Here is a 25,764-nt window from a genome sequence, read left to right as displayed (position 1 = left end):
CACCGCCTACTGGTACAATTCGTTGATGTCTTCGGCCTCGAAACGCATCCGTCTGGACGGTCTCTTCGCCTCACTGCGGTATTTCACGGCTCGCCGCAGATCCTTGGCCGAAATGACGAGATGCGGCTTGTTTCGCCTCCGCGCTCGTTCGTTCCAGGCTTTCAACTCTTCATAAATATCCGCAGTGTCTTCGCCGTTTCTCATCGCGTCGGCCAGTTTTGCACCGAACCGTTTGAGCGCCCGAGTTCTCGACGCCTCGGCCCATTTCATGGCTGTGTAGGCGTCGTATTCCTTAGTCAGTTTCACCGGCTGAAATCCCATGCCTTTGGCAACGGCCTCGGTTGCGCTCAACTGTGACGGTCCCTGTTCTCCGGGAAGATTCAGCGGTTTGCCGGATTGCGCCCGGTGGCCTTCGGTGTAAAGGTCCAAGGCAGTCATGGCGTTGTTCACAGCCGTGGGCATAAGCGGCTTGATTGCTTTCCACGCGCTGCCGGAGTTGACGTAGGCGTCGGCCATCTTGAACGGCGTCTTGGCGAGATCGTAGGGAACACCGAAGAGGGACAACAGCGACCGGTCGAACATTTCCGCCGCGCTCTCGGCCGGTTTGGGTTCAACCAGACCGGGAACGTTCATCATCATGGAGCCGCCGAAGGTGACACCCAGAGCCGATGGAGCGCCATACGTCACCATGTCCCGAAAGAGATTCCTGTTCCAGGCCGGTCCCTGCGGCATGGCCTTGCGAATCTTTTCTTCCAGGTCTTCCCCGTCGTCGGAAAGCATTTGCGCGACAACACTCAGCGCGACAAACACCGGAGCTGCCCGGAGCCCACCAAGGGCGACCTGAGCCGCCATGGATTTGGCCAAGGCTTTACGCTGGGCCTTGGTCCCACGAGTAAGCCAATGCCACCAGAGCGAGAACTGGGAATGGGTGTGGGTCATGAAGGTGTAGGCCGGATAGAGCACGCTCCGGTTCAGCGTTCCGCCTCGGGCGAAGGGCGGCAGATTCTCCTTGCCGTAGACGAAATGGGCTTCGCGGACCATGTGTTCGGCGAAATCCCGCGCATTGGCATAGACGTTCGCCCTCCCCTGATGGAGGTTGAAGCGGTTCAAACTCTCCTTGCTTGTAATTTTTCCGTCCCTGGCCAGGCGGTACGCTGCCAGTGCCATGGCGGTCCGGTTGAACGTCTCGGCCACATGCATAGGCCAGCCCGAGCAATCGACGATACGATTCGTGACATGAGACGCCTTGTCACTCAACGAGGTGGAAACCCGCCCCTTGATTTCCCGGAGAAACTGCGCCTGCAATTCCCCACGCTGCATAAGGTCCATCAAAAGCCGTTGTTCATCCTTGGGAAGGCTTTTCTTCCCGGTCAAGACATCGACAAGGTAGTCGGAGGACGCCTTGGTCATAGCCTTGGCTCCATTTTTGTCTGTCTCAGCCGCCAGCATAGGCCAGCCGATGACGATATTCTGCGTCAGGTTGACCGCAGCCGTCTTGAGATTGCCGCCCAGGTATTTGACGAAGATGGCCGTTTTGATGTTGGCCACGATCCGGTCCAGGTCGTCGGCGTTGCGCAGCTGATCCCGGACATACTCCCTGGCGTAGGTGTATGTTCTCGTATTGGCCGGAATGTCGTTCAGAAGCCGGGCGAAGTCACCGGCCGCCGGGAGTTTCGTCAGCCAACCCGAGGCGTTTGCGGCGTAATCCGTCAGAACCTTGTGGATGTCCTGCTTCTCGAATCCGTGGATATTGGCCCGCTGAATGAAATGAGAACCGAAGCCACGGGTCTTCATGACGTTGGCGATCTCTTCAGGCAGAGCATTCAACACGGCTTCCCGCGCTCCGGGATCACTGACGGACTTGGCCGCCTCTTCCACGATCTTGACCATGGCGTCGGTCTGCAAGGGCAGCTCGAACAGGTCGTCCGGCAATTTCTCGTTCTCGCCGTATTCTACGGTGAACATGCCCTCCTTGGCGTAGCCTTTGGGAGCAAGAAATTCCCTGATGGCCTGATCTCGCACCTTATCCCCGACGAGTTCATACAATTCCTTGAGTCGGCCTTTGTCGGTGTATTCCCTGACTCCGGCCAGATTCACGCGGTCGGCAAGGGAAATGTCATAATGCCCACGGTAGAACATCGACAACTCTTTGCCCGGCGTTGATCGCATAAGTTTGACCGCATCAATCCGCCTGGTGAACTCCCGGCTGATCCTTCGCCCGAAGGCATCGGCCACATAATAGAAAGGAACGCCGTTGTTATCCTCACCGGTGGCGATGTGGTTTCTCACCTTGATCTGGACGAAGTATTTGCCGTACCGGTTGTGCGGAAAATAGTTCCTGATTCGGCCCATGGCTTTACGAAAGTCGTCGATTTGGTTCCGGGTGAACTCGCCTCGCGAGATCATGAGATTGTAGGCGTCGAGCAACACCCCATCCAAAGCGTAGCGAACGCGAGCATAGGCCGTGGCCACGTCCTGATCGACGCCCATGGACTGCAAAGCCTTGCGAATCTGGACATAATGGACCTTGTTACGCTCAAGAATGAAATTTCCCCGCTTGTCCTTGAGTGGCTTTCCGGCGGCGTTCTCACTCGGCACGATATTGCCGGCGTCAACCTTGGGAATGTCCTTGCCGTCGTATTTCCAGATGACGTCACGAAGAGCGTTGAGCTTGGCCGGATCTTTGATATCGAAGAAATTCCCGGCGTCCTCCAGGATGGAGTGATATTTGGTCATGCGCTCGGTGTATCGACGCAAGGCCCGCTCGAACACCGGCCGGAAACGTTCGTCCTGCCGGGCCACGGCCTGGGGCTGGGAAACCATGGTCGAAAAACGCGACAAGTCCTTTTTGCTCGGCTTATAGGTCGTTGCGTGATCGGCCTGTCTGGATTCGACTGTGCGCTGTCGTTGGCGCTTTCGCATGCCCAAAGAAAAGGTGGGCGTATCGTCGGGGTCTGTCTTGCCGTCCAAGAAGTCATGCATGGCGTCGATGCCTTCCGTGGAAAGCTGGTCTGTCGATTCGGGATTTTGGGTTTTCCTGTTGACCTCCTTCTCGTCCGTGAATATATTTTCTTGTGAACTCCTTTGGCCCGAGATGACGCCAGGGGCTAGGCCTTCTTGGTCGGAGTGAAGGTTCTGCGTGCCTTCCCAAAGGAGATTCTTTTTATATGTACCATCCGATCTGACGTACTGATCTTTTCTCACCGGTGACGCCGTCACGACACGATAGAATTCTCCTTCAGGATCATATTCCATTTTCACAACAGCGGCCGGCCATGTTCTTCCTTCACGAACGGATAAGACAAAATGACGTTGTGTATTACCTTGAAAAACAGCGTCAAAATGTTTTGTTATGAAGGAGACGTACTCTGATGGATCGTTATAACCGTGGCGTTGCAACTCATATTTATGTCTTTCGATTATATGTAACGCACCAAAGTCCACGTTGCCATTTTGAAGCCGGATTGGCCCAGGACGGCTTCCCATGGCTTGAGCCATGTCGTCCGTGACATGCCCGAAATCAATGCCTCCCCCCGGAGCTTCAAGAAAGGTTTCCGCCGGCTTGTCTTTTGAGTAGGATTTCTCGATGTTGCCTTTGCCCATATCTGCCTGTTGAAAGACCGGATCGTCCTTGATGAACATACGCCCACCACGACCTGAATCGTGCGTCTTCCGTGCAGATTCGAAACGCCGGTCTATCTCCCGGTTCGTTCGGGCGATAAGATTTCGAACTTCTGAGTCCGAGAAGGCCAGGTCGGGGAAAAGTTTACGCAGAAAACGCCGGACATTGGCCACGATTCGATGCCACAGGCCACCGGTCCAGCCGTCGTCCGCCAAGTGCGTGATCGCTTCCTCGGCCATGATGTATTGGCCGTTCTTCCCCTGGTATTCATAGCCCCCAAGCCCGAGTTCCCTAATCTTCTCCTGAACGGCTTTGTTCTTGAGGGCGGTATGCATAACCGGCCCCCACTGCTTACCGAGCAGGGTACGCAGGCCGAAATGTCGTAGTTCGTGCGTGATGGCGTCGGCCACGTCCTTGTCCGACTTCATGCGGGCGGCAACGAGCCAGATACGACCGTTGTGATAAACGGCATTGATGGTTTTGGGATTGTCGGTCTGTTTGATGATGGCGACAGGCAATTCATGGTGGGTTTCAATAACATCCACCCGTGGAATATCCGCGCCGATATCATTAACCCAGTTTACTAAGGCCTGAACGTGCTCCAGTGGTATGGGCCTGGAACGTGTGCGCTTGTCTCGCTGGTAGGCGGCATCGTGTTCAGGCTTTTCGATTTCGACCAGACGTGTGGCAACGCCTGTCGGACGTTCGGATGATTTGAACGACCCTTCCGGCAGCTTTTCCGATACGCCGTCAACGGCATCCAGCCATTCGCGGAATCCATTCGACTTCTTGTCTGTACGAAAAAACGTCCCCTCACTCATAATCGCCACAAGCTTTCCGCCCGGTTTCAGTTGATCATACGCTCGGCGCACATGATCCATATCCTGACCGTTCTCGAACGGTGGATTCATGAGAATACGGTCGTACTGTCCTTCATGCTCCATGAAGTCACGCCCGGCGACCTTATGCCCTTTTGATTCGAGAATGGTGCGAAGATCCTGAACCGGCTCGATAGCCTCAACCTCTACATCGGGATGAGATTGAGCCAGCGCATCGAGCAGGTTGCCTTTTCCCGCAGAGGGTTCCAGGACCGTCATGCCCGGTTGAACATCGAGACGATCGACCATGTCTTCCGCGATATGGCTCGGGGTGGGAAAATATCCGTCGATCTTTCGGCCAACCAAAGCACGTTCCGCTTCCTTGATGGGATCAGCCGTGAGGGTGTCTTCGCGGAGAGGCAAATATTCACGAAGGGCTTCGCGAAGGGTGGCGTCATTTGTAATGCCCATACGGTTCAAGCGTTTGATTCCGGCTTGTGTCTCTTCAAGCCCCCATCGGTCACTTCCTCCCGCTTTCTTGAGCTTGCTCATCGCGGATTCAATCAGGGAACGATCTTCCTCGCTTGTGAAGCTATAGATATTGTCCTCATCTCGTTTAAGCATGCGGGCGATTTCACGGAACCTCGCCTCGATCCTTTTCGCTCCTTTTATGTCGTCAAGATCGTTCGCAGTTTCCAGAACAGCGTTGAGCGTCATGGTGTGAACAGGAAATTTTGCATTGTCGATGTCATCGGCGGAATACGGCTTTTGACGCTCGTCTTCGTACCGTCCTTCTCCGCCCTTTTCCGTTTTCAATGCCCTGGCATGTCTGCCCAGATACAGCGTGCGTTCGAGTTCCTCCAATTGGGTGGCATGTTGGAGTTCGGAAAGGTATCTCAACTCACCGCGCTCCGCCGCGTCGGCAATACGACGGATGGTCTGGGCCGTCCTTTTGGACTCATTCGCACTGGACTCGGCTGAGGCAGCCATGCGAGCACGCCTTGCTGTGTTCTGCTGTCGGTCTTGAGAGAGCGATTCATCGGCTGCGGCTTCCATCCTGTCGGCCAACGCGAGGAGTCGCTCCCGCTTCGTCTTCTGCCCTTGCTGAAGCTCGGCTTCACGCGAAACGGATTCCCCTTGTGTCAGCTTCAAGAAGCGTTCAGCCTGATCATCGTTTAAAAAATAAAACCCTTTGGCAAAACGAGCATATCCACCGCCGATCTTCCTGGCGCTGCTGGCCAGCTCCTTGAATTTTTCCGTACCAAGACGAGTAGAAGGTCGCAGAATAATCAAATCGCCATCGCCCTTCCTGGAGACGACGGTATCGCGCTCCCACTGGATATCCTCATTGAGGGCTACTCCTTCGATGGTATTCTTCTGTTCCTGCCTTTGAGAAAAATCGACCTCCGCCTTCAACGCCTCGTACTTGCGACGTTGCTCTGTGGAGAGTGCATCCTCGCCGCGAGACTGAATAAACGTATGAAATTCATCCAATGTCTCCGGGTTCTTCAATGCCTTGCGATGCGCCTCAAGAGCGTTTTTATATTCTTCATTTCGCTCCTGTACTCGTTTTGCATGCGCGGCCACATCATCATCCGTCTGACTCGCGACCGCGTCTTCAATGGCTTTCAACCTGGCCCCTTTGACCATCGGGTTGAATGTAAGGGCGTCAGACAGATTGAAATCGCGCAGAATATGCTCATACGCTCCTTGTACAAGCACCTCTTTCTTTTCATTGCCATATTGACGGCGCAATGACGGGAACTCCTCAAGGAGTTTCTTTTTCGTCATCTTTGACAATTCAGCTTGCACATGATCCGCGTTATCTCGGAATGCTTCGAACCACGTCTTAATTTCAGCTGCGCTGATTTTTCCGTTGTTGATTTTCTTCAACAGGGCTTTGAACGTAGTTGGATCAATGGGAGCATCTTCGAGACGGAACGTTTCTTCACCATTGCCCGCCTCCCCGTCCTTCTTATTCAGCGCTTCCGAGGAATGTCCTGATTCCGTTGGCACGGTGTCGGGATATTTTTTTACGGTATCAGGAGATTTTTTTACGGCTTCACGATATTGGGGGGATTGACTTTTGTTTTCAGCATCTGCATCAGCCTCGGTCAATTCTATTGCGACTTTCAAAGCTTCGGCTGTTCGTTGACGCTGCCAAACCTGATTCCTTGGAGCCCATCGAAATCCGTGTTTTTTGAGAGATTCCCGCATTTCAACCGGAGGTTTCTCATCAAAGTAAATCTGAACACGGTTCTCATTGACGTTGTCTATGATTTCACCCCCATCGAAAACAAGAGGCTCGCGTATGTTCTCAGAGAGTGCCCGACTTTCAGCCAATCGTTTTTCAAGTCTTTTGATATTGGCGAGATTGTTTGAAAGCATATATGCGGGGAAAGGAGAATCACCTAAGGCCTTTTCGTGATTTGCTTGCCACAACCGAAGCACTTTCTTTGTTTTTTCGTCAACGTCCATACTGTCAATGTCACCTTTCGCTTTTCTATAGCGAACATTGACATCCTTCATATACTCTTGTTGCTTTCTCATTTCAGCAATGCGAGATTCCAGCTTGGCAACCGCGTCCACCTCTCCGACTTCAATACGTTGAGTTCCCTGGCCCGTGGCTATGCCGAGCGAAGACTCCATGCGGGCCTGGGCTTTGCGTGACCATTCAGTCAATTCCATCCAGCGTTTCTGAGCAGAATCAAGACGCTTTTGGTTGCGTCGTGTCGGAAAGTTGGCTCGCCCCGTAATCATGGAACTCACGGTTCGGGAATCCGCCGCCAGGGCAGCCAAGAGTTTGCTGCGATACCCTTCCTTGTAGCTTCGTATCGCCTCTCTCAAATCGCCCTGACGCTCGTCTCCGACACGACTTTTCAGACTATCATAGAGTCCCTGTATATGATCGGCGAACTCACGCTGTACAGAGCGAGCCCGATTTTCCGGGGAAAAACTACTTCCTTTATAGGCGGCATACGCCTGTTCGAACGGTAATTCGGAAGGTAAAACCACGGTATATTGAGCCGCATGTTTCTGCTCCACTTTTTCGGGGGTACTCAACCATTCCGTAAAGCGCTCCTTATATCCTCGCTGATCCTGACTGTCCGACGTAGCGTCTTGGTATTCCTTGTGCTTGCGTCGTATCCATTTGCTGAAATCCTCTGTGGAACCGTCCTGACGATTCTCCCAAGCGCTATAATAAGTCCCTGCGTGCTGCTGCTCGCTTGTCCTTGGTTCTCCCGGCACAACGCCCGTCTCCGGAAACGTCATACCCTGCGCCACTTCGGACGCCGGAACACCTCCGGTCGGACGTTCCAACATGATGGCAAGCGGAGTCCCCGGCAGCACTCCCGTTTGCGGAGCCTGCATAAACGGCTGTATTTCCGAGGCCGGAATCATTGCGGGTTGCTCGTTGGCAACAGCCTGCTTGCGCTCCTGAAGCGCCTGCGGTGTGGGCACAACCCGGACATTCCCGGTCGGCGAATGCGCCTTCATGCTCTGGACGGCGAGATGGGCATTAGCCGTGTCCGTCTGTGTCTCGCTGACGATTCGGCCTTGTTCGTCCAACGCCTGAACAACGATACCGGAGAGCGGTTCAGGTCGTCCCATGGGATAATCAAGAAGAAACTGACCAAGACGCTGTTCATCGATATCGAAGGGAATGGCCTGAGCAATGGCCGGATCGGCGGTCAGGACAAGCCCGTGCATCGTCGGAATTTGGTGAACACCCTGGGGAATATGCTGCGGCACGGGGGAACCCGGTGTGACGAGCATGGCCTTCTTGCTTGATCTGGGGTCAAGAATGGCCTCAAGCTGGGCCTGCGTATTCGATGCCGGTTCAGGAGAGGGAACAGGCGGGGCTTGGCGCTGTGCCTGCATCTGCTGATGCGCCATGCCGGCTTGGGCCTGCTGTTCCTGCATCTGACGAAACATTTCCTCGATGGGGCTCAACTGCGGCAGGACGCTGGTATGTTTGGCCTGCGGCGTAACCTGGGTTTTCCCTGGAATGCCCTCGGCGCGAGTCTCGTTTGAACGCGAAGGTCGCATATTGAGCAAATCGAAAGGCTGATTGGCTTGCGGCCCAGGGACGGGAGGAGTTATTTCGTCATCTTCCTCGGCCGGCATCTGAACCGGCTCACGAATGATGCCGTCAAGGTCGTTCGGTCCGGCATCCTTAAACGGAAACACATCCTCTTCAACGGTCTTGGAAGTCTGATCCGCTTTGAACGGGTCAACGGTCTCAAAAGACGTATCTTCTTTCCATGTCTCGGCGGAAGCACTCGCTTCGTCCATATCCCGCAGCCTATCCGTAGCAGTCGGGACGTCTTCTTCCTTGTTTTGCGCCTCTTCAACAAGCCGATGTCCAGGGCTCTGATAGTCCTTCATATTGAAGGAAAAATCGTCTTCAAAAATCCCTTCCGGGTCAAACGCCGTGACACCGAACTCGCGGGCGTTGCCGAACTTGGAGGTAAGGGATTTGTAGACATCGAGCAGACTGTTGGGACGACCTTGCTTGTCGTAGAAAATGCTTTTGTTGGCTTTGGCCTCGCGTCCAAACACAGTGGCCGCAGGCGCATCCGGCCGCATGACAAGGTTCTGTAGAAAGTTGACGGCCTGATCCGCGCCAAAGAAATGCGCAAGGTACAATTCACCGTTCGTCGGCGTCCGGCCGATAGCCTTTTCCAGCTGGACGGCATTATCGCGGGTCAAAAGCGCGGCCGCCAATGCATTGATTTCAGGCCGGTTCTTGTCGGCCATGGTGAAACCGTATTGCTGCCCGTACTGTTTGACCAAAGCTCGAAACGTGCCGTTGGTAATGCCGAAAAGACCGGTTGCCGTGGATGTTTTACTTGTCGAGTTGGGATTGAACCCAGACTCCCGGCCGGCGACAACGGCCATATAGGTGGGATCGACGCCAACCGTCTGAGCGGCGTTGGTCGCGACATCAAACATCTTTTGGTTCTTGCGAATCCCCATGTACTCGCTCGTACCGAAAAGTCCCTGATGCGCTCCGCTCATGACGAGGGTTGGCCCGGCGATCTCACGAAACGCCTCGCCCCACGTCGGGGCTTTGTCCGTGATGCCAAGTTCCTTGTTGATACGTCCCTGATTTTTCTCGGTCGCGGTTTCCCCGGCGATTTCCAACGCGGCTGAACCGGCAACCTTGGCGGCGGCTCGACCATAGGCCTTTCCAACAATGTCCTGCACAACACTCTTGAGAAGTTGCTTCCCTCCCATTTTGCCAAGACCGAAGCTCAAGGCCATGGTGATGCCTTCGGTCAAGGCTTCGGTGCCCGCCTCCCACAGACCGGCCTCCGATGCGTTGGACTCGGCGTCCTGAAGAATTTTGACCAACTGGGCATCCGTCATGTTCGGATTGAGCTCCCGTGTTTTCCTGGCCAAAAGATCCAACGTCGTATCTTTAGCCATGCCGTAGAACACGGGATAGGTGGTGGCCATGCCGGTTGCCACACCAGCTAAAGGACCGCCTGCCAAGTTTCCGACGAGAAAACCGGGAACGCCGGACGCCAGACTGGTACCGGAGGATTCAAGCCCCTGGGCAAGGGACCGCGTGACTTCGTTTTTGGCATAGAATTCGTCTTGAGCGCGACTGTCCGCAGTCCGATCATTAAGCCAGTCGATAAACCGGGTGGCCGCGTCATTGGGGTCGGCATAGACTTTCATGCCATGCAAAGACGCCTTATATGATCGTGCGGAACGAGCAAAATCCTCGGCGGCGCGAGGAACAGCCCGTGCAATGCCGTGGCCGATGGCCCCGGGTATATCCGTCCAGTCCGGTGTCCCCTGAGAATCTCCGCTCACATCTTGCTGGCCGGGCGCAAGTCCCTGCATGTCCAGAAGGTCTTCCTCGGTCCAGTAGTTTTTATTCCCACTTGGTTTGGCCGAAAAAGAAGGAGATGAAGACACGGCAGGAGCATGCATACTCATGCCATTCGGTTTCAGGATCGATTGTTCGTACCGCTGTCGATCCTCATCGCCCATCATGTCGACAAGCTGTTCATAGGTCAGGAAGTTCGGACTCGCGACCATGGCGCTACCTCCAGCCCTGTTGAGCCATACCGGCGGACGGTCTCTCGACCGGAACATATTTGGGTTTACCACGTTCGTCGTACCCGGCATGCTCGATAAATACGACCTGCCCGTCCTTGGTCCGAATTGCCCCACGCTGTCCTTCCTGTGTGGGCGGTCCAGGAAGCTCGCCGTCCATGCGTCCTGTCAAAACAGCCACGTCCACAAAATCCTGATACGACAAGGCATCCGGTTTCATCTGTCCTGTCATGGAATCGGCATTTGCATTTGCGTAGGCTTTCCAGGCGGAGTTGATTGTCTTCATGGCCTGGGACTGGTCGGCCCGCTGGTTGGCCCGATATCTGTTGGACGTGTCCGCTTGAGGAAACAGGCTGTCGATGGGTGTTCCCGCCATGGGCGTCATACGCTTGTCGCCTTCCGGTGTGACGGTGTTGAGCGTCCAGGTGCCGTCTGCGTTCGGCGTGACTGTCTGCGGCGACTTGGCCAGGGTCTGACCTTCAAGCTGCCGGTTGGCCGACGTAATACCTTCGGCGCTTTCAATGGGGAGCCAAGGCCCCCCCGTGGTCGGAGGCGTACCGTCCTGCGAAACAATCACCTCCCCGGAATAGGCATGCTTGTATGTCTTGGCGCGATTATTCTGGATATTCTGCGCCTGCGTCCCCGCTTCAATGCCCTTTGTCTGCGCTCCGATCTGCCCCGTTGAAGCCTGTGTTCTGCCGACATTGGCCGTGGTCAGGGCCGTCGCCGCCTTGGTCGAGGGCAGTCCTTCCTTGAAGAGCATTTCAGCCAGACCGGATTCAAACAGAGCCTGATCCTTGGGAGACACGGAAGCCCGTCCGAACTCGTTGAGCTGCGCAGTGGTGAAGGCCCGTTTGACCTGCTGACCATCTTTGGTCTGAAACAGCACATCGACGCCGGTTCCGTCCGGCTTCCATTGATAGTTCACGGCCGTATTTCCGTCAGGCATGTATTGATTATAAAAGCTCATCATGGGATGCAGATCACCGGCCTTGATACCGAGATAGGCCTTCATTCCGGCCATACGCATGGCCTTTTCCTCGTCTTCCTTCTGTTCGGACGATGTCATGGCGTCGAGCCGCCCGGTTTCGGCCTTGGACCGGTCCAGATCGGCCTGATGCTTTTCTTTGCGCATCCCGTATTCTTCGGGCATCTTGCTTATGCCGTAGGCTTTGACACCGACATCAAGCCCCTGATTGAGGCCTTCGAGAAGCGCCGTGATCGGGTCTTTCTGTTTGATCGGGTCCGCTTTGAGAATCTGGAATTTGGCCATGATGTTTCTCCCCCGCTAAAAGAACAACGAACCGACCGAAGCCAACCCGCCAAGCACACCGCCGACACCACCCAGAATGCTGCCCGTATTGTCCGGGGTCTGCGTCTGGGTCACGAGTGGCGACACCATGTTGCTGGCCGCCTGATTGCCGCCAAGAAACATGTTGCCGGCACTGTTCAGTCCCTGCTGCCCCATACCCAGCATATTCATGCCCATACTGGCGTAGAGCTGTTCGATTGGAGAAACGCTCTGCGACATGTTGTAGTATTCCGTGGCGTATTTGGTGGTCGGGTCTTCCCGGCTGTACTTTTCCTTCTCCAAGGCCGTGACCATATCGGGCGTGGTGTAGCCAAGCTGGGACAGACCGACGTTGTCCTGCAACGCACCGCGCCGGGCCGTGTTCCGGGCTCCGGCTTCGGCCGCCGCCGCACCAACATTGGCCGATGCCATGCCCGCGCTTTCCTGGTAGGGTTGCAGCCCCATTGATGCCCGGCGTCGATCGGTGGCGGCCTGATTCTGCGACAAGGCGAGTTTGCTGTCGGCTCCGGCCTGGGCGGAAGCCTGATCCGGCGAGCGCATGGCGTCATCAAGCGCACCATAGAATGTGGCCTGATTCTGACTGGCTCGCCCCTTGGCCGCATCAAGCTCGTTGCCGTAATCGTTGTAGCGCTTGGCCGATTCCTCATAGCCCATCTTGAGCCAGTCACCGTAGGCCTGCTTCTGGTCGCCGGACTGCTGCATGCCGGTTTTGAGCGAGTTCAGAACGTCATCCACCGAGGTAAATCCACGGGAGGTAAACTGGTTTCCCAGATTCTCCATTTTGGTGGCGTACTCCGCCGTGCCCGCCATAGTTCCCACGCCCATGCCCAGAGACCAGGGATCGAACAGAATATTGGTATCGGTTCCACCGCCGCTTCCGCCAAAGCACATGGCTACACTCCTTGCAGTTCCGAGACATACTCTTCAAACGTCTCGGTATATTGAAACGACTCCAGAACCAGCGAGACCCGGCGCTGCCATTCGTAGCCACCGATGAGGTAGGCCATTTCGAGAATGACGTCGGTGAGCCGGTTACGCAGGATGAACGAGACATGGTAATCCTGCCCTGTCCCCCGCGCCTCGAAGGTGTTGGCCGTGAGCCAATTGTTCACCCAACGACGCATGACCGGCAAAAGATGTTCCCGGTTTTGAATAAAGAACGAATTCTCATTGACCAGAATCAGCGCTCCCCAGAACGCCCGGTTGATGGCCGCGTTATCCACGGGCTTATCCCGGTCCACCAAGTCGTCCCAGATATGAGAGAGATCCGTCAGGATGTGACACAGATGTACGGCATCGCGATTGCCCTGCAACACGTCATGCAGCATGGTGATTTCGTTCGTGTTCATAGAATGGCCAACTCCCCCGCGTCCTCGATGACAAGTTCCCCGTCCACAATCAGTTCCTGATGAATGAGATATTGCCGGTACGTTTCCACGGTTGTGATTTCATCGGCCTCGACAATCCGTTTGATGGTCGGCCCGGCCTCGACCACGGCCGGATCGGGAATGACAATGGCCTGTTTACAGGCGGCCACGATGACGCCGATGATGTCGTCGCCAAAGAGTTCGTCCTTGGTCAGGGCCTGATTTTCGTCGTCCCCATCCCGTAATCGGCGCAGACTGTCCACGACGCTTTGGGCGAACGTCGTCTGTTCCGGCGTCCAGCCCGATGGAGGACTCGGCAACCCGGATTTGCGCTTGCCCGTGCTCCTGCCCGGATAATTTCCGGATCGACCCAACACCGCCTCAAGGGAATTGTTGGCCTTGCCCACCGAGCTCCCTCACTGTCGTTGCGATGGCCACCTGAAAGATCTCATGGGCGCTGCCCTCGATTTCCACGGACACGCGCCGCCCCTTGTACCGGGACGGCAGGCGCAGGATCATCCCAAGTGTGACATCGGAGTTTTCGTGAATGAGCTCCCCATCCACGTAGAGTCGGAAGATTAAAGCTGGAGGCGTTGCCATAATCATGACCTCGTGGCGAAGGAGACGTAGGCCCCGGCATAAACCCGTATCCATGAGGCTGTGTTATGGACCAGGGTGGGCTGCGTCTTGTTGCCGGTATCGGTCAGGCCGCATTCGTAGGAGAGATTCCGACCCCAGGCCCAGAGCGAGTTGTCCGCCTTCTTGATGCCCAGACTGTGCTGAAGCCCGGCCGCGATTTCGAGCCAGGTCTCCGTGCCGATCTGGATGGGGGAAGGCTGACTTGCCGTGTTGCTGTCTCCGAGTTTGCCGTAATCGTCCTTGCCCCAGGCAAAGAGAAGGTCATCGCCGTCAATGACGAGCGTATGCCCGAAATTGGTGGCGATCTTCTTGACCCCGGAAACACCCGTCACCTGGACCGGTTCGTTTCGCTGAGTGGTGTCGCCCAGTCCCAGCCGGCCGGAATCATTGTAGCCCCAGGCGTAGAGGTCGCCGGATGAACTTATGGCATGGCACTGGTAATACATGCCGCATTCGACCCGCACCCAGTTATTGAAGGTGCCGATCTGTTCAAAGATACTTTGGTACAACGGTGCCGTGGCCACGCCGAGAGAGCCGTAGTAGCCATATCCCGCCGCGTGAATGGTGCCGTCGGCCTTACGAGCCAGGGACACATCATAGCCGGCCGAGACCTCGGCCCAATCCACGTCCGAACCGACCTGGGTCCAGGTGTTGCGGGATGTGCGGTCGCCAAGTCCGAGTTGCCCCCAATAATTGTAGCCGCAAGCCCACATGGCCCCGGTGGCGTCAATGGCCAACGCATGCGTCTGACCGACGGACATTTGGACGAAAACGGGAGAAACGATTTCCGTCGGGACGTTCTTGGCGGTTGTCGTGCCGTCGCCGTGGACACCGTAGCTGTTGTTGTCTCCCCAGATGTAGACGGTGTCGTCGGTCTGGCCGATGGCGGTGAAATCGGCGTTGCGGCCACTGAGAATGAATTCCTGGCCGACAAGATTGGTCTGTTCGGACGGAATTTGAAATGGGGTCGCGCCTCCCATACCGCACTTGTTGGCACCGGTACCAAAGAGATAAAGCCCGGCCGTAACCGCGCTGGCGGCGATACACGGGTCATCCTTGGTCGTTCCGGCTCCGGGAACGGCGAGATTCTTGGCAACAACCGAGAACGTGGAACCGCATGAGGCATGGGTGAACGAGCCGGCCGTCCCGTCATCGCGAATCGTCGGCACCTTGGTCGTACCGTAGCCCCAGGTGATGAGCGCACCATCCTCGGCCAGAGCGACAACGTGTTCGTCGCCGCAGGCCACACGGGTAAACAGAGTGCATGTTCCGACCTGAGTCAGCTGGTATCTGTCAGCCGTGTCATCCCCGTGTCCGAGTTTGTAGTTGCTCCCCTGGCCGCACGTCAGAATGCGGCCGGAAAGCGTGAGAACCGCCATGAACTGCTTGCCCAAAGCGACATCCTTGAGAATCCCCCAAAGCGATTCGTTCCAGTTGTCGCCCTCAAAAAGCGTCGGTGCATTCCTGTCCGTGGTGTCGTTTAAGCCAAGCTGACCGTAGGTATTGCGTCCCCAGGTAAAAAGATCCGTAATCATAATGCCGGCACAAAAGGGTTCTCCATCCTGCGCGGTCACGACCTTGGTGAACCCTTCCCAGGACCACGTCGCCTCGGCCGACGCGGCGCACATCGTCGGACGAGACACCGTCGCGGGTAAATCCGGTCCCAAACAGCCGTCGGCGTTGCTCCCCCAACCGAACAGGACGCCATTTTTCGACTGAACCGTATTGGCCAGCGCCAAACTGAATCCCGGACCGGCGGCACAGTCGAAAAACGTTTGTCCGATGCAATTGCCGTCGCAGTCCACCGGCTCAAGCCGGAGAGGAAACAGGACGACGGCTCCAGCGGTATAGGCCCCCACCTGTCCCTGGTCGTTTTTGCCCCAGGCGTAGAGTGCGCCGTCCTTGATGGCCACGACATGGACCTTGCCGATGGACACCGCGTCCCACCGTCCCACGGCGGAGGTTGCCGGCGAGGAATTGAGGACCGTATCGGCGTTATAAATACCGAGTTCGCCGTTGGCGTTGATTCCCCAGCCATAGAGGCGCATCTGCTCGATGTGATATCGATAGAACAGGACGTTCTCGCCCCCGGCATACAGGGAACCCATGGCGGCATCGCCCAGGCCGATATTGGTCAGGATGGAAGCCAAAGCTCCCATGGCTCCGGTGAACTGGTAGATATTGCGAGGATGTCCCTGGTCCCCGCTGCTCGACAAATCGGGGTCGGAGGCAACACAGGTATCGCTAAAATCGTTGGTCGCGCCATCCGGGGTATTCGTGTCCACCGTGAACCCCGACACGCCGTCACCGGCTTCAAGCCGATCAATGGTGCCCGTGCTTCCATCCTGAATCGGTTCGGGTCGATCATACAACGTGTGGGCGCTTTCCGCCCCGCACTGCCCCCGATCATTACTGCCCCAGGCAAAGACCGTATTGTCTGCGGACACGGCCAAGAGATGATCCTTGCCCGCCGCCACTTTGTGCCAGAAATATTCACAGCGTGTGATGCGATACGGCCGGCTCCGGTCGCCGCCGACGGTTCCCGCACCAAGGACACCGTTGATGTCCCGACCGAAAACGAACAAGTTGTAGTCAAGGTCGATGACGGCCGTGAACCCGACACCGGCGGCCACGGCCTGAACGCCAAGCGGTGCGTCGTAATCCGTTGTCAGCCAGTGGAGTTCGACCGGAATAGTGGCGCTTGCCGGAAGCGTATCTACGGTATTGTCGATACCGAGTTGACCATAGCTGTTGTCTCCCCAGGCGAATGTCCACAGATTGCCGTCGGCGCAGACAACATGGGCAGGGTCTTCGCAGGACACGGCAATGGACCGGATAAACGGCTTGCAATGGTTCGGAAACATCACCGCCTGCATGGCGCTGTGACTGTCTGTCGTTCCCAGCCCGAGAAGGCCGTTCGCCCCGTTGCCCCAGGCATAGACGTTATGGTCGGGCGGATCGCCGACATAGGCCAGAAGTCCCGGTCCTTCGAGAACACTGCCGAACGACACGCCGTCTCCGGCTGCAATGGCCCACCATGTTTTGGTGTCATCGAGCAAAACCGGAACCAGGGAATCCCCGTTGCCGAGAAGCTGTCCATGGGTATCCTTTCCCCACCCCCACAATCGACCCGTATCGTCGATAGCCAGCGTATGATCCTTGCCGTTGGCGTACTTCTGAAAATTGTAGACCGTGTCATTCAATTTAAAAGCGTAGTTCCGGCTGACGGTATCCCCACTACCAAGCTGACCGGACGCGTTATCACCGATGCCAATACAATGACCGCTTGTTTCCTGTGTGAAATGCCAGGTCTTATACATGCCTTAATCCATACAGCTGAAAATGCAGCCCGGGCCGCATTCCGCTTTGAACTCGGGTTGTTCGCAGTACACGGCCGCGTCGGTGGGGACGGTTGATAGGGTAAGCGGTCCGGCACCAAGGAAAGCATGCGTGCCGAAGACCTGGACCTCTTCCAGATAACAGGGCGTACAGCCGTCTATGGGCGGGGTCGGGCCGTATGACGGTGGATCGTACTGGTCGCATTCGTCGATGATCCTCCCGATGATCTTGAAGGCGGTCATGGTGTGATTTTCCTCAAAGAGGAAATCCGCGCTTTTCCAGGTGAACGTCTTGAAGGCGCACTCCGCACCGAACACCAAGACAATGCGGTTGTTTCCCTCGGCATCCTTGCTTATGGCATAGAGGGCGTCCTCGATGCCGGCTTCGGCTAAAGCGGTGTAACAGGCTGACAGGCGCGTGAAGGTGGCGTCGGCGTCGCTCGGATCGAAGATGAAACCGGCTCCGCCGTCATTCGGCGTGCCGTAACAGGCGAGATAAAACCCGTCGTGAAAAGTCGCTCGGATGGTCTTGGGCTCCATGGCCTGCCAGTCCCGGCGTTTGAGCAGGCCCGACGTGATATTCTGGACCGATCCGTCCGGCGCAACCTGAATGATGCCGTCGGGCGAAGGATAGAGGACGCCGCTTCCCATGGAGATGATGCCCCGCTTACTGACGCAACCCTGGGGATATGGCAGCTTTACCGGGGTCAGTTCGTCGGGATAGGAGCCGGACATCAGATAGGGATGTTCCTCGGTGCAGACGACAACCGTGGTGTCGTACACGCCCAGACCGACCACCTTGGCATCGAAAACATAGCGGTACTTTTCCGGCCAGGCATGCGGGTAGTACGGCTCGGAAAAACAGACCTCGTTGTCTCTGAACCCGGCCAGTGAGCCCATACCGGTGACGATAAGCCCCGTCATATCCTCGGCCGGCGCAAGCCAGTCCGTGGAATACAGGGGTTCGACAAGATCACTGTCCGTCACGCTGTCGGCATACGTCGTTAATCCGGCATCGATCTCAGCCACGAAAAAGAACTCGGTCGCTCCGGCCTCGGTTGTCAGCGTGCGGTAGATTCGAACGTTGGTGATCCAGGTATATTCGATTGGTGGCACGGCAATGTTGGACAGCTGGACCGTGCCGTCGTGACTGCATGCGCACAGATTGGAGACGTCGCTGGCCGGTCCTTCCTCACCAATGTCCGAGACGAAGGTGTAGACATAGTACCGGTCTTCCTCGTCTCCCGTGCCCGCGTCGGAGACCAGAGCCAACAGCACGGAATCCGGGGCCGGAATGCCAAGAGGCCGAATCGCCTCGGCCGGCAATGTTGTTGTCTCGGCCACCATTTCATCGTGAAAAGCGATCTGCGGCACATCCCCCCAACCGGTGAGATAGAGCCGTTCCAGCCGGTCGTTCGTTTTGCCGGAAGGATAAAACACTGCGTCCACATCGTTTTCCGACGTGAGATAGACACCGGTGGAAAGCACCTTGAAAAAGGTAATCACACCCGCATCCGACGGCGTCATGACCTCGGCGTCGTCTTTCCATCCTTTGATATTGCGGTTTCGCAAATTCGTATTGCGGGCAAGGGACGCCTGGTTGTAGGCAATCTGGTTTTCCCCATAGCGCGGAGCCTCGCCCTGAAAGTAGCGCAGGTTGAGCAGCATCAGACACCCCGACCAGTAAATATGGGACGTTTGACCAACGGCCGGGCCGTGGTGAACGAGGCACTGGACTTGATCCGGGCTTTGACGATGCCGGACCGGAAAAGCTGATAATTGCCGGTTGCGTCCTGAGGCGACGTCCACGGCTTGCCCGGCTGACGCTGGAGACTGGCGGCCGCGCCGGACGCGAGATATTCGCCCCAGTCATCGAGCAGGTAATCGTCAACGGAAAGGTCACTGGAAGCATATTGCGGTTTGACCGCATAGTGGACCGTCAGCGCCCCGGCTTGGTCCTCCGCTGGTGTGGGGAACAGCATGAAGGCTTTGGCCTGATTCAAAAAGTAATAGCTCGACGTATCGGCCTCAGGCGCATCCCAGGCATCATAGGAACGCAACAGGACATGCTCGGGCATGGCCACAAGCCGCTTGTCCCCGATGGCGGCGTCAACGACCGTGACGACGGCGGTTCCCGCGTCGGGCGAAAGCGCATACTCCCGTTGTCCCGCCACCACATCGAGCCCGGTCTCCTCTTTCAGCCACAAGAGCGTGTCCTCGCAGAACATGATGAGCGCCCGACGCAGGTGATAGACCGCCTGAATGTCGGACACATTGGGGATGATGGGTTTGATCAAAGGCAAAAAGTCGTACAGGGAAACAGCCATGGCTCACCTCGCGGCAGCGGCTTCGGCCTTGGCGGCCTGGCTCGTCAGCAGGGATTTGGCGTTGGGATTGTTGAAGGACTCGGCTTTTTCCTTGAGACCGATCAACGAATAGGCGGTCTGGGCGTGCAACTGGGCTTGAGAGACGTTCCCGGCGTAGGCGGCTTCCTTGAAATAGCACATGGCCATGGCCATGAAGAACACGAACTCGACATAGGTGTCGGGCACATCCAAAAGGGCTTGTCCCTCGCACCGAAAGACAGCCGCTCCACTCGTCACGGTTTCGCCCACCGTGGTCGGCCAGGTCGGTTCCGTTGATCCGGCACTCCCGGCGACAATAGTCCGGTAGCCCATGCCGTTCTCGGCGTTTGGAGCGACATACCAGTCCAGGGGATAGCCATAGGCGGCCTGAAAGACCGTCTGCCCCACGGCCACGGGATTCGGCGCACGCGAATAAATGAGTTCAACCTGTCCGGTGCCGTCGTTGGGCGGCAACACGTCGAAGGCCGTAGGCTGGTTCTGGTCAAAGAGGTAGTTACGGACAACCGAAGACGCGTCCAACTGCATCCAGTTCCCAATTTCCACACCAAGGGCATCCCAGTCGGTCAGGGTGATGATCTGACCGCCCAGACTGCCGATATTACGGATAAGGCGCAGCAGCATGATGCCGTCGTCGGGAATAGTCTGCTGTGTCCCTGGCCGTAGTTCAAGAATGGTCCGCGTTGCCGTTGCATCCGGCTTGTCGAGCACAAGCAAGCGCTGGGCGGCGTTGATCCCGTCCAGTTTCTCGGCCCATGTCCACGTGAGGTGATCCTCATCGTTCATGGTCTGGGCCATACGCCAGAGGATATCGGCAACGCGAACGCTCATTTCGATTTTCCTTGTCCGGGTTTCTTGGCAGACACGCTTTCTTCAGGTTCAGACCCGGTCGATGTAGCGGAGTTCTCCACCACGACCTCAACCAGATCCGAACGCCGGGAAAGCGCCTGGGTCCACGGCCAGACAACGCCCGTCCGTGGATTGCGCAGATACCTTCCCGGCTTTCGGATATCGGACATAATGAAACCTCCTAAATGACGTCGGCGGTGTAGGCACAGCACAAGAGCGCCACGTCAACGACAGCCGAACTGGCGGCATTGTCCATCGTCATAAGAACCGTGCCGTCGCTCGTGTAGAGCTTGCCCATGGTATTGGGCGTGCCCTCGACCAGAGCGGACATGCCGTGCGAAGCCGCATTGAGATCGATGTTGCTTCCGAACTGGGTGACGCTGCCGCTGTCGCCCAAATCGGCGGTACAGGCCGCGCCCTCGACTGTGGCAACCTTCCAACCGGCTCCCAGAACCCAGGTGCCGGCAGGGAGATCGAACAGGCTCACGGTGTCGCCGGCTCCGGCATTATGCTGACTGAAGTCCACCCGCTTGCGCAGGACGAACACACGAGCCGGAGCGGCGTAGGGAACGCTTTTGCCTTGCGTCAGATCAATGGTAGCCATAGTTCACTCCTCCCTTTAGCCCTTGGTGGCGTACAAAACGGCCAGGGCTTCGGGTTTGTTGACCTTGAATCCATAGACGTTGAGTCCCTGAATGAGTTGCCCGAAGGTCTGACTCGGTTCCTTGTAGCGGACCTTGGCCAGCTGGGCGGCAAACGTCGTGGACGACTTCTGTCCGGCCATGATGTAGGTGGCGGAATCGGCGGCGTAGGTCGGCAGCAGGTTCGAGGAATACAGTTCGAACCGATCGATCATGCCGATACGGCCGTTACGGAGAATGGACTTGCCGTCGCCGGTCAGGCTGGCGTCCTTGAGGTCGCTTTTCATGATGAGCGAGCGGAACCAGGCAGGAATGACCATCCAGCGTCCGGTTTCCGGGACATTCTGCTCGTCGAGCACCTGGCCGAGATCGACAATGTAGTCGATGACATTGACCTTGGTCAGTGCGACCGGAGACCCGGTCGTTCCCAGGTTGATGTTGCCGGACTTGCGACCGGCTGTCGTTCCGACGTTTTCGGCGCTGGCGTCGGCATAGATTTCACCCAACACTTCGGTGTCGATGACGATCTTCATCTGCTCGGACGCGTCTTCCGAGAACATATTCATCAGGTTGACGTCGCTCTGATGGGCGTCGATATCGTCCACCTGGGCAGAAAAGGCTTTCGCCCGGTCCACCAGCAATTCCAGTGTCGGGGCGTCGGGATGCTGTGTGGGCAGAACCCCGTACTTTTCATAGTCGGTGATGACGATATCGGGTTTCTGACGGATAATGACCTTGTCTCCGACGTTCTTGACCTCACCTTCCCAATTCGAGTTGGTAATAGCCTGAACGGTCGAGGCGTCATAAAACTTGTAGTTGATTTTGCCGGACCAGACTTCGGGCACAAACGTCCCGCTGTACTGAACTGCCCCGGAAGTTGCGGGAATCGCCATGATATTGGCTCCTTCTTATTTTACGACATCACCGCACACGCCCTTCGGCAAATGCTGTGGCAATATCGGCTTCGATTCGTTGAAACTCGGCTTCCCGACCCCGGTAAGCTCCCTTACGCGCATCGTCGTACAACCTGTTTATCTGCGCCCGAGTGAAGTGTGTTCGCCCATCCTGTGCTGCATTACCCGGTGCACCTGTCTTCGATGGCTGAAGATTCGGGGCCATGGGCCGTTGACTCTGTGGCTTGGGTTGCTGTTGCGGCGTAGCCGCCTTCCTGTGCGCGTCGAACTCCTGAAACATCGCGACAGCCGGGCGGAAATTCCCGCTGTTGATGGCCGCCGCCAACGTCTCCCATCGAGAACTCCCGGCCGGGTCGAACGGGTTTGCATCTAAGAGATAGTCCCGGAATGCGGGGTCGTTGTTGATGTCTTCGAAGTTCGGCACGTCGCGGGCCATGGTCTCCCTGAAGGCATGCTGGAGGCGCTCCTGTTGCGATACGCGCACGGTCTGGCTGATGCCGCCGATCTGCTCGCGCAACGTGTGAAGTTCCTCCTGCTGCCTTCGGTGAGACCTGATCATCGCGGCCGCGACCTCGGGGCCGAAGGTGTCCACCAGCTCATCCTCTTTCAGGCCATAGAAACCGGTGTCCGTGTCCACAGTCTGGTCCGTCCCTTGCTGCTCATGGGCGGACCGCTGCGGCGTCTGGTCGGTGGTCGGCGTCTGCTGGTGCTGTTGAAGAAGCGTCAGAGCCTGATTGAGCGAGGTTTGCAGCTGGCCGATCTGCTCGCGCATGGCGGCGGTTTCGGCACGGTATTTCCCTTCGATCGTCCGGTAGCGCTGTTCCCAAGGATCAGTCTGTTGAGCTGGATGGGTCTGGTCCACAGGATGCTCTTGCGTCTCCGAGCCAGCATCATCCTCGCTGTCCTTGGTTTCGAAATCCGGTTGATCCTGGGATTGCCGTTCCTGCTGCTCATCCTGACGGGCCTCGACCTCGTCAACATGGGGTTCCGAAACATCAACGCGGGCTTCATCTTGAGTCTCCGCGTCGTTACTTCGGCCGTCCTTGTCCTCACGCAGTTTCCGCATCAGCTCGTCCGCCGCTCGATCCTGGTCGAGTATGGTTTTCGGGATGTGGGCCGTGTGGGAATCCTGGGTCTTTTCCATGTTGAAATTCCTTCTTTATGCCTGCCGGGCGATATCCTCGGCCTGCTCGATTTTAGTGAGAATGTTTTCCAGTTGCCGGGCCTTGCCCTGGTTCTGGCGCATGATTTCGGGATTGTCGTTCCAGACAACCGCCTCTTTGGCCGCATCGAGACTCTGACGAAGCCAGCCCTCGAAGGTTGACCAATCCTCATGTATCTTGAGCCGGGCAATGGCCCTGGCCACGCGGGCTTTGTCGTCGGAAATCTTGGGTGTACTCATCGGGATGCACCGCCTTGAGCGAGGTTAAAGGCATAATCAAAGACCTGCTGGAACCGGGGATCAATAGTCCCGGTCTGCTCGTCCTGGAATCCAAAGCGTTGGGCGACCTGCTGGCTCATCAAACTGCGCGGATCATAGGACTTGCCACCCCACTCCAGTTGCTCGCCGCGCTGGGCAAGCTGGCCGAGAATGGCGTTACGCTGGCTGTCGCCCATAAGGGACATCGGAGATGACGGATCGCGGGACTGGAAGGTATTGGCGTTGGGAATGACGGTGCCGTCCTCGTCAGGAACGATGATCTCCGGGCCGTCCTCCCCGACAAGATAGGCTTGTCCTTCCTCGACCGGTCCGCCCATAGCCCGCGCCCCACCGAACAGGGCGGCCTGTTTCCCGCCCTTGGTCGCGCCGGACGCTTCAAGTTGCTGGGGCTTTTGCGGCTTTCCCGGTTGCCCCTTGCCTTGAGCCGCCGCCATGGCCTGTTGCTGCCGGGCCATCTGCATCATCTGCATTTGACGCATCATGGCTTGCTGCTGAATCTGTTCGGGAGTGGGCACGACATCGTCGGCATTGATGTCGAGATCACGCACATGAGCACGCAACAGCTCGGCAATGCCCATGTCGCCGACGATCTGATGGACAATGGGACTGGACAACACGAGTTGCAGAAACTCGTTGCGCCGCACCTGGAGCTGTTCCTTGACCAGAACGCCGGACGAACCGCGTGCAATCAGTTTGATGTCGCCCCGGTAGGGCTTGTTGAAGAAGTAAATGAGATACTCGAACACCCGATTAATGACCGGTTCGACCACATCGTTGTCGATATTACGCACGACCTGCTGAATCTGCTTCGTGGCCGCCTTCATCATCATGGACAGCCCTGTGGCGGTTTTTAAAGCGCCGCTCTCGCCGCCCTGACCATAGGAATACTTGGGAATGCCGCTCTTGTTGTCGGCTTCGGCAGCGGCCCATTGATAGAGCGCCATGAGTTCATTGACGACAATCGGCGGTTGGTAAAATTCGATCGGTTTGGCCGATGCTCCGCCCATGTCATAACGATTGATGGGCCACACTCGCCACGGCCGGATATCCTCGACAGGCTCACCCTCCTGCAACGCCGACACATCGACCATGACCTGAGGACCGCTCGACATGGCCACGTTATCGACTAGATTCCGGGCCGCCGCGTTGCACACGTCCTGCACGTCCCGGATAAGCTGCGGGATGGATTGCCCCCAGAACGAGCCCGGTTTATTGCGCAGACAGGCCTTGTGATAGGGCCGACGTCCCAGAGGATCGCCGTTCAACTCAGCCTTGATAACCCGTCCGCCGACAATCCAGACCTCGGCGTCGTACTCCATGAGCGGGTCCGGGATCTGACTGTCATCCATGCCGTACTCAAGGAGCATCGAACCCTGAACACGCCCCCAGAACTGCAAGGCTTCCAAACGGCCTTCGGGATCATCCTGCCAGTTGCGTCGGCCTTCGAGATATTCCCGCGTATTCGTGTCCGTGGCATCGAGACGCAACCCGCCCACACCGAAACGATAAACCATGAGAACCATGTCGATTTCATCGGCATTGAACGCGGGCAAGCCGCGCAAGTCCAAGAGGTCAGACCGGGTGAAACGGTGGCGCTCGATGATGTAGCCGTCGTCCATGGTGCGCGAAAGCGGAGCCGGAAAAATATCAAACGGACTGACTCGCTCGAACCCCAGCACCTGCGTGTCCTCGGCTGCACGCTCCCCATTCGCCCCCCAGACAAGGCGCTTTTCCAGCTTGATAAACGGTCCCTTCAAAAATGCGGCCGGAAACGTCACCAGGTCGTCGATGAACTCCCGGAAGGCCCGCCGAAAGTTCGATTCCAGCAACACATCCTCAATCTCCCGTTCGATCTTTTCTTCCTCCGACGCCGCAACTTTTTCGACCTGCTGTTTGAGCTTCTCCTTCATCTCTTCGAGCAACTGCTGCATGGCCTGAGGCGGAATCTGTTGACCGGTCTGCATCATGATCTGCTGGGCGTTCATCATGATTTTCTGACTGATGGCCTGTTCCATCTGCGGCGGCACATCAGGCACGGGCGTGGGTCGTGTTCCCCAAGCTTTGTCATCGGCAGGCAGCAAAATATCTTCAAGCCAGGACGCGGCCGCCGTGCATTTCTCGTCAGTGAGCATCATATATATAGTTGATGTCCCGCCGGCCGCGCCGATCTTTTCGAGAATGCCGGGATCGTATTCGCCGTTACGCTGACGCAAGGCGGAGAACATGACCTCTTCAATGTCGGACTTGGCGTTCTTGGCGGCCTGCCAACACTTTTCGACATAGGCGGCCAGAGACGCGGCAACCTGCTCGGCCTGTCTCGCCTGGTCCTCGGCCCGAGCCTGTGCTTCCAGTTCGGCCAGATATTCGGTGTTCGATTGGACAAACATA

General features: G+C 57.0%; 15 protein-coding genes. All 15 read right to left on the bottom strand.

Annotated elements, in window-relative coordinates:
* Positions 1-6 precede the first annotated feature (6 nt).
* The 15 genes from G451_RS0114505 to G451_RS34805 all read right to left on the bottom strand — a co-directional run bounded on the left by G451_RS0114505 (position 7) and on the right by G451_RS34805 (position 25,763).
* Entirely contained in the window at positions 7-10,494 is a 10,488-nt protein-coding gene (locus tag G451_RS0114505; RefSeq protein WP_027184822.1) for a PLxRFG domain-containing protein, read from the bottom strand.
* 4 nt (positions 10,495-10,498) lie between these two features.
* On the bottom strand, positions 10,499-11,785 hold the full coding sequence (locus G451_RS0114500; RefSeq protein ID WP_027184821.1) for a hypothetical protein: 1,287 nt from the start codon (positions 11,783-11,785) through the stop codon (positions 10,499-10,501).
* Positions 11,786-11,800: 15 nt separating this feature from the next.
* Positions 11,801-12,715, bottom strand: a complete 915-nt coding sequence (locus G451_RS32890; protein WP_027184820.1) for a hypothetical protein — start codon at positions 12,713-12,715, stop codon at positions 11,801-11,803.
* A gap of 2 nt (positions 12,716-12,717) precedes the next feature.
* Positions 12,718-13,173: a hypothetical protein gene (locus tag G451_RS0114490; protein ID WP_027184819.1), complete on the bottom strand. Its 456-nt coding sequence runs from the start codon at positions 13,171-13,173 to the stop codon at positions 12,718-12,720.
* The gene (locus tag G451_RS0114485; RefSeq protein WP_027184818.1) at positions 13,170-13,598 is read right to left on the bottom strand and encodes a hypothetical protein; all 429 of its coding nucleotides are present in this window, start codon (positions 13,596-13,598) and stop codon (positions 13,170-13,172) included. Before G451_RS0114485 ends, G451_RS0114490 begins: the two co-directional genes overlap by 4 nt.
* Before the next feature lie 195 nt (positions 13,599-13,793).
* Positions 13,794-17,150 (bottom strand): RCC1 domain-containing protein, encoded by a 3,357-nt coding sequence (locus G451_RS0114475; RefSeq protein ID WP_027184816.1) that lies wholly within the window; start codon positions 17,148-17,150, stop codon positions 13,794-13,796.
* Positions 17,151-17,153: 3 nt separating this feature from the next.
* Complete coding sequence (locus G451_RS32885; protein WP_051261529.1) at positions 17,154-18,836, bottom strand: hypothetical protein; 1,683 nt, start codon at positions 18,834-18,836, stop codon at positions 17,154-17,156.
* Positions 18,836-19,495, bottom strand: coding sequence for a phage adaptor protein (locus G451_RS0114465; RefSeq protein WP_027184815.1), 660 nt, complete (start codon positions 19,493-19,495; stop codon positions 18,836-18,838). Before G451_RS0114465 ends, G451_RS32885 begins: the two co-directional genes overlap by 1 nt.
* 3 nt (positions 19,496-19,498) lie before the next feature.
* Positions 19,499-20,362, bottom strand: a complete 864-nt coding sequence (locus G451_RS0114460) for a DUF6682 family protein (RefSeq protein WP_027184814.1) — start codon at positions 20,360-20,362, stop codon at positions 19,499-19,501.
* The gene (locus G451_RS0114455) at positions 20,359-20,550 is read right to left on the bottom strand and encodes a hypothetical protein (protein WP_027184813.1); all 192 of its coding nucleotides are present in this window, start codon (positions 20,548-20,550) and stop codon (positions 20,359-20,361) included. Before G451_RS0114455 ends, G451_RS0114460 begins: the two co-directional genes overlap by 4 nt.
* A gap of 11 nt (positions 20,551-20,561) precedes the next feature.
* Positions 20,562-20,984, bottom strand: coding sequence for a hypothetical protein (locus tag G451_RS0114450; protein ID WP_027184812.1), 423 nt, complete (start codon positions 20,982-20,984; stop codon positions 20,562-20,564).
* Between the two features lie 15 nt (positions 20,985-20,999).
* Positions 21,000-21,914 (bottom strand): phage major capsid protein, encoded by a 915-nt coding sequence (locus tag G451_RS0114445; RefSeq protein WP_027184811.1) that lies wholly within the window; start codon positions 21,912-21,914, stop codon positions 21,000-21,002.
* Positions 21,915-21,942: 28 nt separating this feature from the next.
* Positions 21,943-23,079, bottom strand: a complete 1,137-nt coding sequence (locus tag G451_RS0114440; protein WP_027184810.1) for a hypothetical protein — start codon at positions 23,077-23,079, stop codon at positions 21,943-21,945.
* Between the two features lie 15 nt (positions 23,080-23,094).
* The gene (locus G451_RS0114435) at positions 23,095-23,337 is read right to left on the bottom strand and encodes a hypothetical protein (RefSeq protein ID WP_027184809.1); all 243 of its coding nucleotides are present in this window, start codon (positions 23,335-23,337) and stop codon (positions 23,095-23,097) included.
* Positions 23,334-25,763 (bottom strand): portal protein, encoded by a 2,430-nt coding sequence (locus G451_RS34805; protein ID WP_051261528.1) that lies wholly within the window; start codon positions 25,761-25,763, stop codon positions 23,334-23,336. Before G451_RS34805 ends, G451_RS0114435 begins: the two co-directional genes overlap by 4 nt.
* Position 25,764 lies beyond the last annotated feature (1 nt).

The organism is Desulfovibrio inopinatus DSM 10711 (genome assembly GCF_000429305.1).
In the GTDB taxonomy this organism is placed as follows: Bacteria; Desulfobacterota; Desulfovibrionia; order Desulfovibrionales; family Desulfovibrionaceae; genus Alteridesulfovibrio; species Alteridesulfovibrio inopinatus.
Note: the sequence above shows the minus strand (reverse complement) of the source record. Positions and strands in the feature narration are given on the sequence as shown.